Genomic DNA, 15,264 nt, shown 5'->3' on the forward strand with positions numbered 1-15,264 from the left:
GGTCCACAGCACCCTGGCACGTCGCCGTGCCCTCCGTCCCGCAGGGAGACTTTCGTGTCGAAGAAGACCGTCCAGCGCCGTACCGCCCTCCTCGCCGCAGTGGCACTCGCCGCCACCGGCATGAGCACCGTAGGCACCACCTCAGAGGCGTCAGCCGCCGACCGAACGGTCGCTCTCGTCGGCGACCTGCAGTCCGAACTCGGCTGTGCCGCCGACTGGGCGCCCGACTGCGTGGAGACGGAGCTCGCACCCACCGGCGTCGACGGCGTCTACAGCGCAGAGTTCGTGGTGCCCGGCGGGACGTACGAGTACAAGGTCGCACTCAACGACACCTGGGATGAGGCGTACGGGCTCGACGGCGGCGGCGACAACATCCCGCTCACGATCGACGGTCCATCGACCCTGCGCTTCACATTCGACGACACGCTCAAGCGAGTCGGCCTCGAGGTCACGGACCTCCGCGGCGGCTACACGGCCGACGACGACGCGCTCGTCACGAACCCCGTCCGTCAGCAGGGCGATGGCGAACAGTTCTACTTCGTGATGACCGATCGGTTCGCGAACGGCGACCCGTCGAACGACACCGGGGGCCTTGAGGGCGACCGGCTCACCACGGGCTTCGACCCGACGAACAAGGGCTTCTATCAGGGCGGTGACATCGCGGGACTGCACCAGAACCTCGACTACATCGAGGGGCTCGGCACGACGGCGATCTGGTTGACGCCGAGCTTCGCGAACAAGGCCGTCCAAGGCGCAGGTGACGCCGCCAGCGCCGGCTATCACGGCTACTGGATCACCGATTTCACCCGCATCGACCCGCACCTCGGCACGAACGCGGAGCTCGAGGCGCTGATCGCCGACGCGCACGCGCGGGGTATCAAGGTCTACTTCGACATCATCACCAACCACACGGCCGACGTGATCGACTACGCCGAGAAGACGTACTCCTACGTCGACCAGGCCACTCGTCCCTACACGGATGCCGCAGGCACCGCCTTCGACCCCGCTGACGTCGCGGGCAGCACCGACTTCCCGACCCTCGACCCCGCCACGAGCTTCCCGTACACCCCCGTGGTCGCGGACGAGAACGCCAAGGTCCCGGCCTGGTTGAACGACCCGACCCTGTACCACAACCGCGGCAACTCGACCTGGTCTGGCGAGTCGGTCACGCACGGTGACTTCGACGGCCTGGATGACCTGATGACCGAGCACCCCACCGTCGTGAACGGCTTCGTGGAGGTCTATCAGGACTGGATCGACCTCGGCATCGACGGGTTCCGCATCGACACGGTCAAGCACGTGAACTTCGAGTTCTGGGAGCAGTGGTCCGCGGATGTCCTCGATTACGCGCACGCGCAGGGCAACGACGACTTCTTCATGTTCGGCGAGGTCTACGACGCCGATCCGGTGAAGCTGTCGCCATATGTGCGACAGACCGACATGAACTCGGTTCTGGACTTCACCTTCCAGTCCTCCGCGGTGAGCTTCGCCGCGGGCAACTCCGCCAAGGGCCTTCAGTCGCTGTTCGCAGGCGACGATTACTACACGACCGCCGATACGTCGTCGACGGCTCTGCCGACGTTCCTCGGCAATCACGACATGGGCCGCGTCGGCTCCTTCGTCGACCACCTCGACGCGCCGCTCGAGCGCGATGAGCTCGCCCACGAGCTGATGTTCCTGACCCGCGGCCAGCCCGTCGTCTACTACGGCGACGAACAGGGCTTCACCGGCCCCGGCGGCGACAAGGATGCCCGCCAGACGCTGTTCGCGACCCAGGTCGACGAGTACGCGAACCAGAACCTCATCACGGGCGAGCAGGCCGGTTCCGTCGACCGTTACGCCACGGACGCCCCGCTCTACGCGCACATCGCCGACCTCTCGGCACTGAGATCGGCGCACCCCGCGCTGTCCGACGGAGCGCAGATCGAGCGCTACGCGGCATCCGGACCCGGGGTCTACGCCTTCTCCCGCGTGGATGCCGCGGAGAAGGTCGAGTATCTCGTCGCGGTCAACAACGCCACGACCGACCAGACCGTCGACGTCACGACGCTGACCGCCGACGCGTCGTTCGCTCCGCTGTACGGCACGGCGGACGCGCTGGCCACCGACCAGAGCGCCGCGACCGGCATCACGGTCCCCGCCCTGTCGGCGGCCGTCTGGAAGGCGGATACCACGGTCACCGCCCCCGCCGAGGCCGCACCCATCACCCTCACGGTCCCTACGGCCGGCGCCGGCGTCACGGGTCAGGCCGCCGTCACCGCGGACATCGCCGACCAGTGGGCGCAGACCAGCTTCTCCTGGCGCGTCGCAGGCTCCGACGAGTGGCACCCGCTCGGCACCGCCGAGGACACCGATCCCCGGGTCTTCCATGACCTCGGCGGCCTGGAGAAGGGCACGCTGGTCGAGTACCGAGCGGTGACGACGGATGCCGCAGGGCACCACGCCGCGGCATCCACCTTCGCGTCCGTCGGCAACGCCGTCGCGCTCGTCGAGACCGAGGAGCCGCAGCCGACCTTCGATTCGGTGACGGTCGCCGGCAGCCTGAACTCCGAGATGGGCTGTGCCGCCGACTGGGAGCCCGGCTGCGAGAAGGCGAAGCTGTCGCTGCGCGCCGACGGCATCTGGTCCGGGACGTTCGACCTGCCGGCCGGCGACTACGAGTACAAGGCCGCGATCAACGGCAACTGGAGCATCAATTACGGGGCGAACGGTGTTCCCGACGGTTCGAACATCGCGATCGGTCACACCGGCGGACCGATCTCGTTCTACTTCGACCCGCGGACGAACATCGTGCAGTCCAGCGCCGAAGGACCCATCGTCACCCTGCCAGGTTCGCTCCAGGACGAGCTCGGGTGCGCGGCCGACTGGTCGCCGGACTGCCTCGGCACGCTCATGGCCGATGGCGATCGCGACGGCGTATACGAGTTCTCGACTTCCGCCCTGCCCACCGGGGCATACGAGCTGAAGGTCGCGCACGGCCTGAGCTGGGCCGAGAACTACGGCGTCGACGGCGCCCGCGACGGCGCGAACATCTCGTTCAGCGCCACAGAGGGCAAGGTCACGTCGTTCCGATACACGCTCGCCACGCATGTGCTCGAGGTGACCAGCGAGAACCCGCCGCTGCCGGGCATCGGCGAGCTGCGCGCGCACTGGATCGACGAGGCGACCATCGCCTGGCCCGCGAACCTCGGCGCCGCAGACAAGGCCGGATACGTGCTGCACTCGGCATCCGACGCCTCCCTCGCTCTGACGGACGGACAGGTCACCGGCGGCGAGGCGATCGAGCTGACCGTCGACGGCACGCTGACCGAGAAGCAGACCGCGCGCTTCCCCGCGCTGGCGGGCTACGTCGCGCTGAGGATCTCCGACGCGGATGCCGCAGCCCTCGTCCGCACGCAGCTGGCCGTGTCCCAGGTCGGCGTGGACGGAGCCGTCACCGCGTACACCGGCGTGCAGATCCCCGGCATCCTCGACGATCTCTACGCATCCGAACTCGACGACGTCGACCTCGGCGTGACGTTCCAGGGCAAGAAGCCCACGTTCCGGCTGTGGGCCCCGACCGCGCAGCAGGCGACCCTGCTGACCTGGGACGCGGACGACGCCGGCGAGCCCGTGCGCCACGAGGCGACGTGGGATGCGGTATCCGGCGTCTGGCAGGTCAAGGGAGACAAGGCACTGAAGAACGACGAGTTCCTGTGGGAGGTCGTCGTCTACGCGCCCAGCACCGGCAAGATCGAGACGAACCGGGTGACCGATCCGTACTCGGTCGCGCTGACCCTGAACTCCGAACGATCGGTCGCCGTCGATCTGGACGACAAGGCCTGGGAGCCGAAGCTCTGGAAGAAGGCCGAGGCGCCAGAGATCGAGCGCGATGTCGATCGTGCGATCTACGAGCTGCACATCCGTGACTTCTCGATCGGCGACGAATCGGTTCCCGAGGCGAAGCGCGGCACCTACCTCGCCTTCGCGGAGGACAGCGCGGGCACGGATCAGCTGCGCGAGCTGGCGGATGCCGGAATCAACACCGTTCATCTGCTGCCGTCCTTCGACATCGCGACGATCGATGAGGATCGGGCGACCCAGGCCGTGCCGGAATGCGACCTCGCGTCCTTCGGTCCCGCGTCCGAGGAACAGCAGGCGTGCGTCGGTGCGGTCGCCGGTGCCGACGGCTTCAACTGGGGCTACGACCCGTTCCACTATTCGACGCCCGAGGGCTCGTACGCGGTCGAAGCGGACGGCGGTGCCCGGGTGAGCGAGTTCCGCACCATGGTCGGCTCGCTTCACGACATGGGGCTGCAGGTCGTGCTGGACGAGGTGTTCAACCACACCGCGGCCTCAGGACAGGCGGACACGTCGGTGCTCGATCGTGTCGTACCCGGCTACTATCACCGGCTGAACGCGGCGGGCTCCGTGGAGACGTCGACCTGCTGCCAGAACGTGGCCACAGAGCACCTCGCCGCGCAGAAGCTCATGGTCGACTCGATCGTGACGTGGGCGCGGGATTACAAGGTCGACGGCTTCCGCTTCGACCTGATGGGGCACCACTCGACGGCCAACATGCGCGCCGTGCGCGAGGCTCTGGACGCGCTCACGGTGAAGAAGGACGGCGTCGACGGCTCGGCGATCCACCTCTACGGCGAGGGCTGGAACTTCGGCGAGGTGGCGAACAACGCGCTGTTCGAGCAGGCGACGCAGGGGCAGCTCGGCGGCACCGGAATCGGCACGTTCAACGACCGACTGCGCGACGCCGTGCATGGCGGGAGTCCGGTGGACGGCTCGTCCACGTTCCGCCAGGGCTTCGGCACGGGACTCGGCACGGATCCGAACGGCGACCCGATCAACGGCACGACCGAGCAGGCGATCGCCGACCTCGGCCACGAGACGGATCTGGTGAAGCTCGGGCTGGCCGGCAATCTGCGCGACTACGCGTTCACGACCAGCGATGGCGCGGTCACCGCGGGATCCGACATCGACTACCGGGGCTCGCAGGCGGGCTACGCGGACGAACCTGGCGAGGTCATCAACTACGTCGACGCGCACGACAATGAGACGCTGTACGACCTGTCGGTGCTGAAGCTGCCGACCGGCACGACGATGGCTGACCGCGTCCGCATGAACACGCTGTCGCTGGCGACCGTGACGCTGTCCCAGTCGCCGTCGTTCTGGCACGCCGGGACCGAGCTGCTGCGATCGAAGTCCCTGGATCGCAACAGCTATGACTCGGGCGACTGGTTCAACCGCATCGACTGGACCGGCCAGGAGTCGACGTTCGGCTCCGGCCTGCCGCCGGCCGCGGACAACGAGGAGAAATGGTCGATCATGGCGCCGCTGCTGGCAGATCCTGCCCTGAAGCCCGCGGCCGCCGACATCGCGGCGGCCGAGGCATCCGCGCTGGATCTGCTGCGCATCCGCGAGGAGGTCGACCTGCTGCGGCTGGGTTCCGCTGACCTGATCGACGAGAAGGTGACCTTCCCGAACAGCGGTGCGGATGCCGCGCCTGGCGTGATCGTGATGCTGATCGACGATCTCGTCGGCGACGACGTCGACCCGGCGCTGGAAGGCGCTCTGGTGGTGTTCAACGCCTCGCCATCCGCGATCTCGCAGACGGTGACGGACCTCGCCGGCCGCGACTTCGCGCTGACTTCGGCCCAGGCCGATGGGTCGGATGCCGTGGTGACGGCGACCACCTGGGATGCCGGGACGGGCACCGTCACGGTCCCCGCCCGTTCGGTCGCCGTCCTGGTGGACGCGCAGTAACGGTACGGACGCACGACTCGGGAACGGAAGCACGACCCGGAACCGATTTCCGGTCGTGCTTCCGTTCCCGGGCCGTGCAGGTGTCCGGCCGACGCCCCGGAAGACGACATCGCCCGGCCCCTCGGAGTCGAAGGGCCGGGCGATGGGTGCGCGTCAGTCGGCGATCACGCCACGGCGGCGCGTCACGAACAGCACGGCGCCGGCGGTGAGCAGCGCTGCGGCGCCCAGGGCGACGCCCCAGGGGGCGGCGCCACCCGTCGTCGCCAGGCCGCCCGCGGCGGTGACGGTGAGCGAGGCCTCGATCGGCGCGAGCTCGCCCGAGGTGATCACGAGCGTGTGCGCACCGGGCGCGAAGTCCGCCGGGATCGCGACGGTGAACTCCACAGCGCCGGAGGCATCGGCCGCCGGGATGCCGTCGATCACGATCGGGTCGCTGTGCAGCACGGCGGCGATCCGCTGACCGGGCTCGAGGTCGGAGACCGACACGGTGACGGTGCCGCCCTGCTCGACGCTCGTGGACGACAGGGTCACGGTCGCCCAGGCATCCGTTCCCGGTTCCGTCGGCTCGGTCGGCGTCGGCGTCGGGTTCGGCTCGGCCGATCCGTCGGAGACCACGGCGCGACCCAGTTCGGCCGGCGCGACAGGGCTGTTCGCCGCGAAGTACGCCACGGTGGCGGTCAGGTCCACCTGGCCGGTGTCAGTGCGGTCGGTGCCTTCGGCGAAGGTGGTGAAGTTGTCGCCACCGGCCGCCAGGAAGGAGTTCGTCACGACGGTGTACTCCGCCGACGGGTCGATCTCCTCGCCCTGGAACGACATCGCGAGGATGCGCTCACCGCGCGGAGCCTCCGGGTCGTACTCGTAGGTGAAGCCCTCCGAGACACCCAGGTGCAGCTTCGGACGCTCCGAACCGTCCGGCTGCCACTGCTCCTCGAGGATGCTCTTCACCTGCGCGCCGGTCAGCGTCACCGTGACGAGCGTGTTGGCGAAGGGCTGGACGGCCGCCACGTCACGGTAGGTGAGCGTGCCATCGGTGCCGTAGAGCAGGTCGGCGCGCAGGCCGCCAGGGTTCATCACGCCGATCTGCGCCGGGGTACCGGCATAGTCCTCGTTGGACGTCGCCCACAGGTACAGGTCGGCGACGGTGTTGCCGAGCGTCGACTCGACACCGCGGTCGGCTCCGGCCGGCTCGCCGCCGCGCAGGACGTCGGCGGTGATCGAACCGACCTCGACCGAGCCCTCCTCCTCGGCGACCGCCTGAGCAGCCGCGACGATCTCGGCGACCTCGGGGTCGGCGGGGTAGGCGGCTGCGCCGTCCACGACCAGCGGCACCAGGGAGGCATCGATGGAGACGAGCTCCTTCGACGCGGTGTCGACGGAGATGTCCAGCTTGCCGAGGGTCGTGCCGTACTGGTGCGCCTGGATCACCGGACGCTCGATGCCCGACGGTCCTTCGATGAGGCAGGAGTAGGACTGGTGCGTGTGCGCGGAGACGATCGCGTCGATCTCGGCCGACGCGTCGTGGACGAGAGCGCCGAAGTCGCTCGTGTCAGCGGCGACGGCCTCGCACTCCGACTCCGCCGCGCCGGTGTGGGACAGCAGCACGATCACGTCCGCGGCATCCGCATCGGTGATCTCCGAAGCCACCCGGTTGGCCGCCTCGAGCTGGTCACCGAACTCGATGTCGGCGATGCCGGTCGGCGTCACCATGGCGGCCGTGTCGGCCGTGACGGTGCCGATGAACGCCACGCGCACGCCGTCGATCTCCTCGACGTAGAATTCATCCAGCGCTGGGGTGTCGGTGCCCTTGAGGTACACGTTCGCGCCCAGACCGAACTGCGTCCCGCCGAAGCGGGGCAGCACGCGGTCGGTCAGGTCGGCGAAGCCCTGGTCGAACTCGTGGTTGCCGACCGTGCTGACATCCAGACCGGCCGCGACCAGCGCGTCGATGGTCGGGTTGTCGTCGTCGATGAACGACGTGAAGGTCGAAGCGCCGATGTTGTCGCCGGCGGAGACGAGCACCGTGTGGGGGTTCTCCGCCTCGAAGGAATCGACGGCGCCGGCCAGAACGGCTGCGCCGGCCTCGCCGCCCGAGAGGTTCTCCTCGATGCGGCCGTGGAAGTCGTTGATCGTCAGGACCTGGACATCCGTCGTCGTGCTGTCGTTCACCGAGTCGATCGCGAACAGCGTGGTCGTTCCCGACACCTCGTTCGCCACGGCGAGCATCGGCTCACCGGTCGCCGACTCGGATGCCGGAATGAACACGATCCCCTCCACACCGAGATCGCCCGCCTGCGACAGGACGGCTGCCGGGTCGTCGGCATCCTCGACCGACACCGAGAAATCGCGGTTGTTGAGGTAGGTCACGAACGACGCGGCGGCGGGATCGGTGATGTCGAACACGGCGACGCCGCCGACACGCTCGAAGCCGATGAAGGCGTAGGTGCGCCCGTCGACTTCTCCGACGGTCACACTCTCCGGCTCGGGTCCCTTGTCGTCGCTGCGGCCCTCGAAGTTCGACTCGGAGTGGTTGGAGTTGAAGAACTCCGGGGCGGCGGCGGCCGTGATCTGCTCGAACGCGTCGCCGGAGTCGAAGACCTGCTCGCCGTCGGTGGTCCAGATCGAGAAGGAGCGTGCGCCGAACGCGTACAGCTCGTCGTAGCAGCCCTCGGCCTCGTTGAAGCCGTTCTCGATGGTCACGTTGAGGCGTCCGAGGTCGGCGTCTCCGGTGAGTGCTGCGAGGTTCTCGCAGACCGGTCCGTACCCGTCCTCCTCGAGGTTCTTGACTCGGCTCGGCTCGGCGTAGTCGCCCCACTCGCGGGCGTCTCCCTCGTTCGCCGTCACGAGGTAGGTCGTACCGCCGGCGGTGTAGGAGTCGAGGCCGTCGGGCATGTAGACGCCCTTGAGCCCTTCGAACGTGCGGATGTCGACGGAGTCGTCCTTGTCGCTGGCGTCCAGGCCGTTGCCCTCGACCGAATGATCCTTGAATCCGAGCGAGAAGATGTCCGTCACGGTCGCGGACGCGATGTCCACGACGGCGACGGCGTTGGCCTCCTGCAGGGCGGCATAAGCCGTGCCGCCGTCGATCGTGATGTACTCCGGCTCGAGGTTGCGGCTGACGGGAAGGTCGCTCTCCGGCGTCGGGCCGAACACCCGAACATCCGCGGGCAGCGCCTTGGCGCCGCCCTCCTCGAATGCATGGAAATCGGCGATGCGCACGGCATCCTGGGTCGGCGCCGCGAGAGTTCCCGGCAGCGTCACGACCGCGACCGAACCCTCGGGGTCGCTCGTGAAGTCGTCGGAGGGCTCGCCCTCGTTGGCGACGACGGCGTAGTTGCCGTCGTCCGAGATGGTGACCATGTCGGGCAGGGCGCCGACCGTCACCTGGCCGAGGATCGCGGAAGCCGCGTCCGCCGCATTCGCGTCGAAGAAGACGAGGTGGCCGGGGTCTGTCTTGACCGGGGATTCGAAGGCGATGACGCCGAGGCCGTCGTCACGGACCGCGACGGAGTTCGCGACGCCGTCCGACTCGATCGAGAACAGCGGCGCGATCGCCGCAGGATCCGAGTAGTTCAGGACGTTCACCGAGCCGGCCTTGGCGTTCACGACGAACAGCCGATCACCGTGGGCCTGGACGATTTCGGCAGCCGACTCGTCGAACACGCCGGTCTCGAACGAGCCGAGCGGGGACAGGCTGATCGCCGCGTCCTCGACGGAGTGGACGATCGGCGCGGGCACGACAGCCGCTTGTGCGGCGGAGACTGCGATCAGTGGCGTGAGCGCGAGGGCACACGTCAGGGTGGCGGCGGATGTCGTCCAGACGACGCGCCGGGAGGGTGCAGAAGGCATCTTTTCCTCGGGTGTTCGGGGATGGATGATCGCGGCACAGCCGCGCGGGTCGCGGGTGACGACTGCAAGCAGGTCTATCCACCGCAGATGGCGTCGGGGTGAACGGTCGGGGAACGGCCGGCGCGCCACTCGCTCTGCACCGGTGCGTGTGCGGGGGCGACTTGTCCACAGGCCTCGGAACTCCGCGCACCCGTGCGCGGCGATCGCGCGATCATCGCCTCATGACCGACACGAACACGACTCTCAGAGAACTGGTCCTCGACCACGACGACGACCTGCGCGACCTGCTGCAGGTGCTGTTGAGGCAGGCGAATCTGCGCCAGATGTGGCTGATGTTCATCGACGAGCACGGCCGCCTCGGCGATCCGCTCATGCCGATGAACGACTACCCCGATGACCCTCACGAAGAGGTCGAGGTCGATGACCTCGGTCTTGTCGACCAGGCGCACCTGCTCATGCATCGCAGCGGTCTGCTCCGCGAGGCCACCGGCAACGCGAGCGTCGTGCTGGTCTGGGAGAGGGTGGGCCCGAGCACTCTGGATGAGGACGATCGCGCGTGGGCGAGCGCGATGGCGGATGCGGCTTCGTCGCTCGCGGTCCCGTTGCGGGCGCAGTTCCTGCTGCACAACCGCGGCGTCCGTCAGCTCCACCCGGACGACTATCTCTGAATACTAGGACGCCCTAGTAAATCAATGAGGGGCAAAGTAAGCTTTCCTTGTGCCAACGACGGCACGAAGGGACTTCGCACAATGACTCGCATCATTCCCCATTTCGTAGGCGGATCGCACTCGGCTCCCGATTCCGGGCGCTTCGCGGACGTGTTCGATCCCAGCACGGGAGCAGTTCAGGCCCGTGTGCCGCTCGCGAGCGCCGATGAGGTCCGTCGAGTGATCGCGAATGCCGAGGCGGCACAGCCCGCGTGGGCCGCGACCAACCCGCAGAAGCGCGCGCGGGTGCTGATGCGATTCCTCGACCTCGTGCACAGGGACATGGACGATCTCGCCCGGCTGCTCTCCAGCGAGCACGGCAAGACCTTCGACGACGCGAAGGGCGACATCCAGCGCGGGCTCGATGTGATCGAGTTCGCTGTCGGCGCGCCCCACCTGCTCAAGGGCGAGTACTCCACCGAAGCCGGGACCGGCATCGACGTGTATTCGCTGCGTCAGCCGCTCGGAGTGGTCGCGGGCATCACGCCGTTCAACTTCCCGGCGATGATCCCGCTGTGGAAGGCAGGGCCGGCGATCGCCGCCGGCAACGCGTTCGTGCTCAAGCCGAGCGAACGCGACCCATCGGTCCCCGTGCGACTCGCGGAGCTGTTCCTCGAGGCAGGGCTCCCGGCCGGCATCCTGAATGTCGTCCATGGCGACAAGGAGGCCGTCGACGCGCTGCTGGAGGACGAGCGCGTCAAGGCGATCGGCTTCGTCGGCTCCACCCCGATCGCGGAGTACATCTACGCCACCGCCGCCGCGCACGGCAAGCGAGCGCAGTGCTTCGGCGGCGCGAAGAACCACCTCGTGGTCATGCCGGACGCCGACCTCGACCAGGTCGTCGACGCGCTCATCGGCTCCGGCTACGGCTCGGCGGGGGAGCGCTGCATGGCCATCTCCGTCGCGGTGCCCGTGGGCGACGAGACGGCCGACGCGCTCGCCGCCAAGCTCGCCGAGCGCGTGACCGAGTTGCGGATCGGACCATCTCACGCCGAGGGCGTCGACTACGGACCGCTCATCACGCGCGCCGCTGTCGACCGTGTCACCGACTGCATCCAGCAGGGGGTGGATGCCGGGGCCACCCTGCTCGCCGACGGCCGCGGTCTCGTCGTCGACGGATACGAGGAAGGGTTCTACCTGGGCCCGACCCTGTTCGATCACGTGACCACCGACATGTCGATCTACCGCGAGGAGATCTTCGGTCCGGTCCTCGTGATCGCGCGGGCGCGGGACTACGAGGAGGCGCTGGCGATGGCATCCGACCACGAATTCGGCAACGGCGTCGGCATCTTCACCCGGGACGGCGATGCAGCCCGCGACTTCGCCGCTCGCGTGAACGTCGGGATGGTCGGGGTGAACGTGCCGATCCCGGTGCCGCTCGGCTACTACACGTTCGGCGGTTGGAAGCGCAGCGGCTTCGGCGACCTGAACCAGCACGGGCCCGACTCCTTCCGCTTCTACACGAAGACCAAGACCGTGACGAGCCGGTGGCCCGGTCACGGCGTCCGCGACGGAGCCAGCTTCGTCATGCCCACCACCCGTTGATCCCACAAGGAGCATCGATGAGCCTCATCACCACCACGACCGAGGAACGCCACGCCATTCTGCAGGCGGTCAGGGAGTTCGCCGAGACGGAGCTCGCTCCGTTCGCGCAGGAGCGCGACGAGAAGCACATCTTCCCGCGCGAGAGCCTGCAGCTCGCCGGCGAACTCGGCTTGGGCGGCGTGTACGCCAGTGAGGATTTCGGCGGAACCGGGCTGTCGCGCTCCGACACCGTCGCGATCTTCGAGGAGCTGGCCAAGGGCGACCCCGCTGTCGCCGCGTACATCTCGATCCACAACATGGTGGTCGGCATGATCGACCGCTACGGCGACGAGGCGCAGCGCTCGCACTGGCTGCCGATCCTGACCGGGATGACCGGATTCGGGGGCTACTGCCTGACCGAGCCCGGTGCCGGATCGGATGCCGCGGCCATCGCCACGAGTGCGATCCGCGACGGCGACGAATACGTGCTCACCGGCGTGAAGCAGTTCATCTCTGGCGCCGGCGAAGCCGCCGTCTACGTCGTGATGGCGCGCACCGGCGATGCGGGAGCGCGAGGCATCACGGCCTTCCTCGTCGCCGGCGACACCCCTGGCCTGAGCTTCGGGGCGCCCGAGAAGAAGATGGGCTGGCACGCGCAGCCGACCAGACAGGTGATCCTCGACGAGGTGCGGGTCCCGGCATCCGCGCGTCTCGGCGACGAAGGCGGCGGCTTCAAGATCGCGATGTCCGCCCTCAACGGCGGGCGCCTGAACATCGCCGCCTGTTCGCTCGGCGGCGCGCAGTGGGCACTGGACAAGGCGATCCAGTACGTGCACGAGCGGTTCACCTTCGGTGAGCCGCTCGCCGACAAGCAGAGCATCGTGTTCGCGATCGCCGACATGCGCGCGCAGCTGCACGCGGCGCGACTCATGGTGCAGGACGCCGCCGCGGCTGTGGATGCGGGCGATGAAGATGCATCGGTGCGCTGCGCGATGGCCAAGCGCTTCGCCACAGACGCCGGCTTCGACGTCGCGAACCGTGCGCTCCAACTGCACGGCGGGTACGGGTACCTGCAGGACTACGGCATCGAGAAAGTGGTGCGCGACCTGCGCGTGCACCAGATCCTGGAAGGGACGAACGAGATCATGCAGCTCATCGTGGGACGCGAGACCCTCAAGGTCGCGTCATGAGAATCGCCTTCCTCGGCCTCGGCCACATGGGCCTGCCGATGGCGCACAACCTCATCGCCGCAGGGCACGAGGTCACCGGCTTCGACGTGATGCCGCAGGCGAGGGATGCCGCGGCCGCTGACGGCATCCCGATCGCGGCGACGGGGGCGGATGCCGCGGCATCCGCCGAGGTCGTCATCACGATGTTCCCGGCCGGCGCCCACGTGCTTTCCGCCTATCGAGAAGGACTGCTGGCGGCCGCGCCGACGGGGACGCTGTTCATCGAGTCGTCGACGATCGCGGTCGCCGACGCGCAGGAGGCGCACGCCCTCGCGATCGCCGCCGGTCACCGACAGGTCGACGCCCCCGTCTCCGGTGGCGTCGTGGGGGCCGAGAACGCGACCCTCGCGTTCATGGTCGGTGGCTCGGATGACGACTTCGCCGCAGCGCAGCCGGTCCTCGAACGCATGGGCCGACGCATCGTGCACTGCGGTGGCCCGGGCCTCGGACAGGCCGCGAAGGTCTGCAACAACATGATCCTCGGGGTGTCGCAGATCGTCGTCGGCGAGGCGTTCGTGCTCGCCGAGCGTCTCGGTCTCAGCCACGAGGCACTGTACGAGGTCGCCTCGAACGCGTCCGGCCAGTGCTGGGCGCTGTCGACGAACTGCCCGGTGCCAGGACCGGTGCCGACGAGCCCTGCCAACCGCGATTATCAGCCCGGCTTCGCCGGCGCGCTGATGGCGAAGGACCTCGGGCTCGCGCTCGAGGCGATCGAGCAGACCGGCACGGATGCCCGCCTCGGACGACTGGCACAGGAGATCTACGCGGCCTACGCGGCCGGTGACGGTGCGACGCGCGACTTCTCCGGCATCATCGCCGACATCCGAGACGGCGCCGTGTGAAGATCGACGGGCACGTTCGAATCGCTCGAATGACCGCGTTCGGACGACTTCTGCAGTCATTCGCGCGATTCGAAACCTTTGAGGTGAGGAACCCATGAGCGAGTACGAGACGATCCTGGTCGAACAGCGCGGCCGCGTCGGCTGGATCACCCTGAACCGCCCGCAGGCGCTGAACGCTCTCAACGGGCAGGTCGCGGACGACGTGACAGCCGCCGCCGTCGCGTTCGACGCGGACGACGGGGTCGGCGCGATCGTCGTCACCGGAAGCGAGAAGGCGTTCGCCGCGGGGGCCGACATCAAGGAGATGGAGTCGATGACGGCATCCGAGATGCTCGCCACCGACCACTTCGGCGCCTGGAACGACTTCGCCGCCGTCCGCACCCCCGTCATCGCGGCGGTGAGCGGTTTCGCGCTGGGCGGTGGGTGCGAACTGGCGATGATGTGCGACATCATCCTCGCGGCCGACACGGCGAAGTTCGGCCAGCCGGAGATCAACCTCGGCGTCATTCCCGGCATGGGCGGCACGCAACGGCTGATCCGCGCCGTCGGGTACTACAAAGCCGCCGAACTCGTGCTCTCCGGTCGCCTGATCGGCGCCGAGGAGGCCGAGCGCGCAGGACTCGTCTCGCGGGTGGTCCCGGCATCCGAACTGATCGCCGAGGCCGAGAAGCTGGCGGAGACGATCGCGTCGAAGTCCCTGCCGAGCATCTACGCTGCCAAGGCCGCTCTGGATGCTGCGATGGAGACGCCGCTCGCAGACGGCCTCGCACACGAGAAGCAGGCGTTCGCTGCGCTGTTCGACACCGCGGATCAGAAAGAGGGCATGGCCGCCTTCCGCGAGAAGCGCGCGCCGCGGTTCACCAACAGCTGAATCGCCGCGGGGACGGTTTCTCGCTGCGCGCCGGTCGAGCGTCAGGCGCGCAGCGCGGCGAGCACCTTCAAGACGCGGCGGTCCCGGGTCTCCTCGGTCTTCGCCTCGGCGACCTGGCGCGCATGCTCCTTGCGCTTCGAGTACGAGAGGGCATCGAACGAAGCGCGCAGCGCGGGATCCGCATCGAGTGCCTCGGCGAGCGCCGGCGGGACCTCGACCTCGCGCTCCGCGGTGTCCACCGTGATCGTGGCGTCGACGTCCTGCCCGATCTCGAGGCCCATCTCGGCGCGGGCGGCCTTGCTGAACCCGATCATGTTCAGCCCGCCCATCCGCCCGAGCCGGAGGCGGATGCTGCGGTCGCCGATCGTGACCACAACCGGGAAGACCTTGCCGGCGCCGAAAGCGGCGACCTGCTCGTCGGTGAGGGCGATCGCGGCCGCGGGCCCGTGGGCTTCGAGGACGGTGTGCAGGCGCAGCTCGGTCATGCC

8 protein-coding genes are annotated in these 15,264 nt (G+C 68.5%); 6 read left to right on the forward strand and 2 right to left on the reverse strand.

Annotation, left to right across the window (positions count from 1 at the left end; translation table 11 throughout):
* The first annotated feature begins 54 nt into the window (after positions 1-54).
* Positions 55-5,757 carry a pullulanase-type alpha-1,6-glucosidase gene (gene pulA, locus ACFCYE_RS04345; RefSeq protein ID WP_376176604.1) on the forward strand — a complete coding sequence of 1,901 codons (5,703 nt, stop codon included), beginning with the start codon at positions 55-57 and terminating at the stop codon, positions 5,755-5,757.
* Between the two features lie 153 nt (positions 5,758-5,910).
* On the opposite strand, the gene ACFCYE_RS04350 is transcribed toward pulA, so the two are convergent.
* Complete coding sequence (locus ACFCYE_RS04350) at positions 5,911-9,603, reverse strand: choice-of-anchor I family protein (protein ID WP_376176606.1); 3,693 nt, start codon at positions 9,601-9,603, stop codon at positions 5,911-5,913.
* A 221-nt stretch (positions 9,604-9,824) separates the two neighbouring features.
* Here ACFCYE_RS04350 and ACFCYE_RS04355 point away from each other — a divergent pair, with 221 nt between their 5' ends.
* The 5 genes from ACFCYE_RS04355 to ACFCYE_RS04375 all read left to right on the forward strand — a co-directional run bounded on the left by ACFCYE_RS04355 (position 9,825) and on the right by ACFCYE_RS04375 (position 14,776).
* Positions 9,825-10,271 carry a hypothetical protein gene (locus tag ACFCYE_RS04355; RefSeq protein ID WP_376176608.1) on the forward strand — a complete coding sequence of 149 codons (447 nt, stop codon included), beginning with the start codon at positions 9,825-9,827 and terminating at the stop codon, positions 10,269-10,271.
* A gap of 81 nt (positions 10,272-10,352) precedes the next feature.
* Positions 10,353-11,855, forward strand: coding sequence for a CoA-acylating methylmalonate-semialdehyde dehydrogenase (locus ACFCYE_RS04360; protein ID WP_376176609.1), 1,503 nt, complete (start codon positions 10,353-10,355; stop codon positions 11,853-11,855).
* Between the two features lie 17 nt (positions 11,856-11,872).
* Positions 11,873-13,024: an acyl-CoA dehydrogenase family protein gene (locus ACFCYE_RS04365; RefSeq protein WP_376176611.1), complete on the forward strand. Its 1,152-nt coding sequence runs from the start codon at positions 11,873-11,875 to the stop codon at positions 13,022-13,024.
* Positions 13,021-13,905, forward strand: a complete 885-nt coding sequence (gene mmsB / locus ACFCYE_RS04370; protein WP_376176613.1) for a 3-hydroxyisobutyrate dehydrogenase — start codon at positions 13,021-13,023, stop codon at positions 13,903-13,905. Before ACFCYE_RS04365 ends, mmsB begins: the two co-directional genes overlap by 4 nt.
* A 94-nt stretch (positions 13,906-13,999) precedes the next feature.
* A complete protein-coding gene (locus ACFCYE_RS04375; protein ID WP_376176615.1) occupies positions 14,000-14,776 on the forward strand; it encodes an enoyl-CoA hydratase-related protein in 777 nt (258 codons plus the stop codon).
* A gap of 41 nt (positions 14,777-14,817) precedes the next feature.
* On the opposite strand, the gene ACFCYE_RS04380 is transcribed toward ACFCYE_RS04375, so the two are convergent.
* Positions 14,818-15,261 carry a YdeI/OmpD-associated family protein gene (locus tag ACFCYE_RS04380; RefSeq protein WP_376176617.1) on the reverse strand — a complete coding sequence of 148 codons (444 nt, stop codon included), beginning with the start codon at positions 15,259-15,261 and terminating at the stop codon, positions 14,818-14,820.
* Between the last annotated feature and the right edge of the window lie 3 nt (positions 15,262-15,264).

Source organism: Microbacterium sp. NPDC056234, assembly GCF_042267585.1.
Lineage (GTDB): Bacteria > Actinomycetota > Actinomycetes > Actinomycetales > Microbacteriaceae > Microbacterium.

What these genes read in the sequence shown, in the direction of transcription:
- ACFCYE_RS04375 (WP_376176615.1), top strand. Translation starts at nt 14,000, where the DNA reads ATGAGCGAGTACGAGACGATCCTGGTCGAACAGCGCGGCCGCGTCGGC.
- mmsB (WP_376176613.1), top strand. Translation starts at nt 13,021, where the DNA reads ATGAGAATCGCCTTCCTCGGCCTCGGCCACATGGGCCTGCCGATGGCG.
- ACFCYE_RS04360 (WP_376176609.1), top strand. Translation starts at nt 10,353, where the DNA reads ATGACTCGCATCATTCCCCATTTCGTAGGCGGATCGCACTCGGCTCCC.
- ACFCYE_RS04355 (WP_376176608.1), top strand. Translation starts at nt 9,825, where the DNA reads ATGACCGACACGAACACGACTCTCAGAGAACTGGTCCTCGACCACGAC.
- ACFCYE_RS04365 (WP_376176611.1), top strand. Translation starts at nt 11,873, where the DNA reads ATGAGCCTCATCACCACCACGACCGAGGAACGCCACGCCATTCTGCAG.
- ACFCYE_RS04350 (WP_376176606.1), bottom strand. Translation starts at nt 9,603, where the DNA reads ATGCCTTCTGCACCCTCCCGGCGCGTCGTCTGGACGACATCCGCCGCC.
- ACFCYE_RS04380 (WP_376176617.1), bottom strand. Translation starts at nt 15,261, where the DNA reads ATGACCGAGCTGCGCCTGCACACCGTCCTCGAAGCCCACGGGCCCGCG.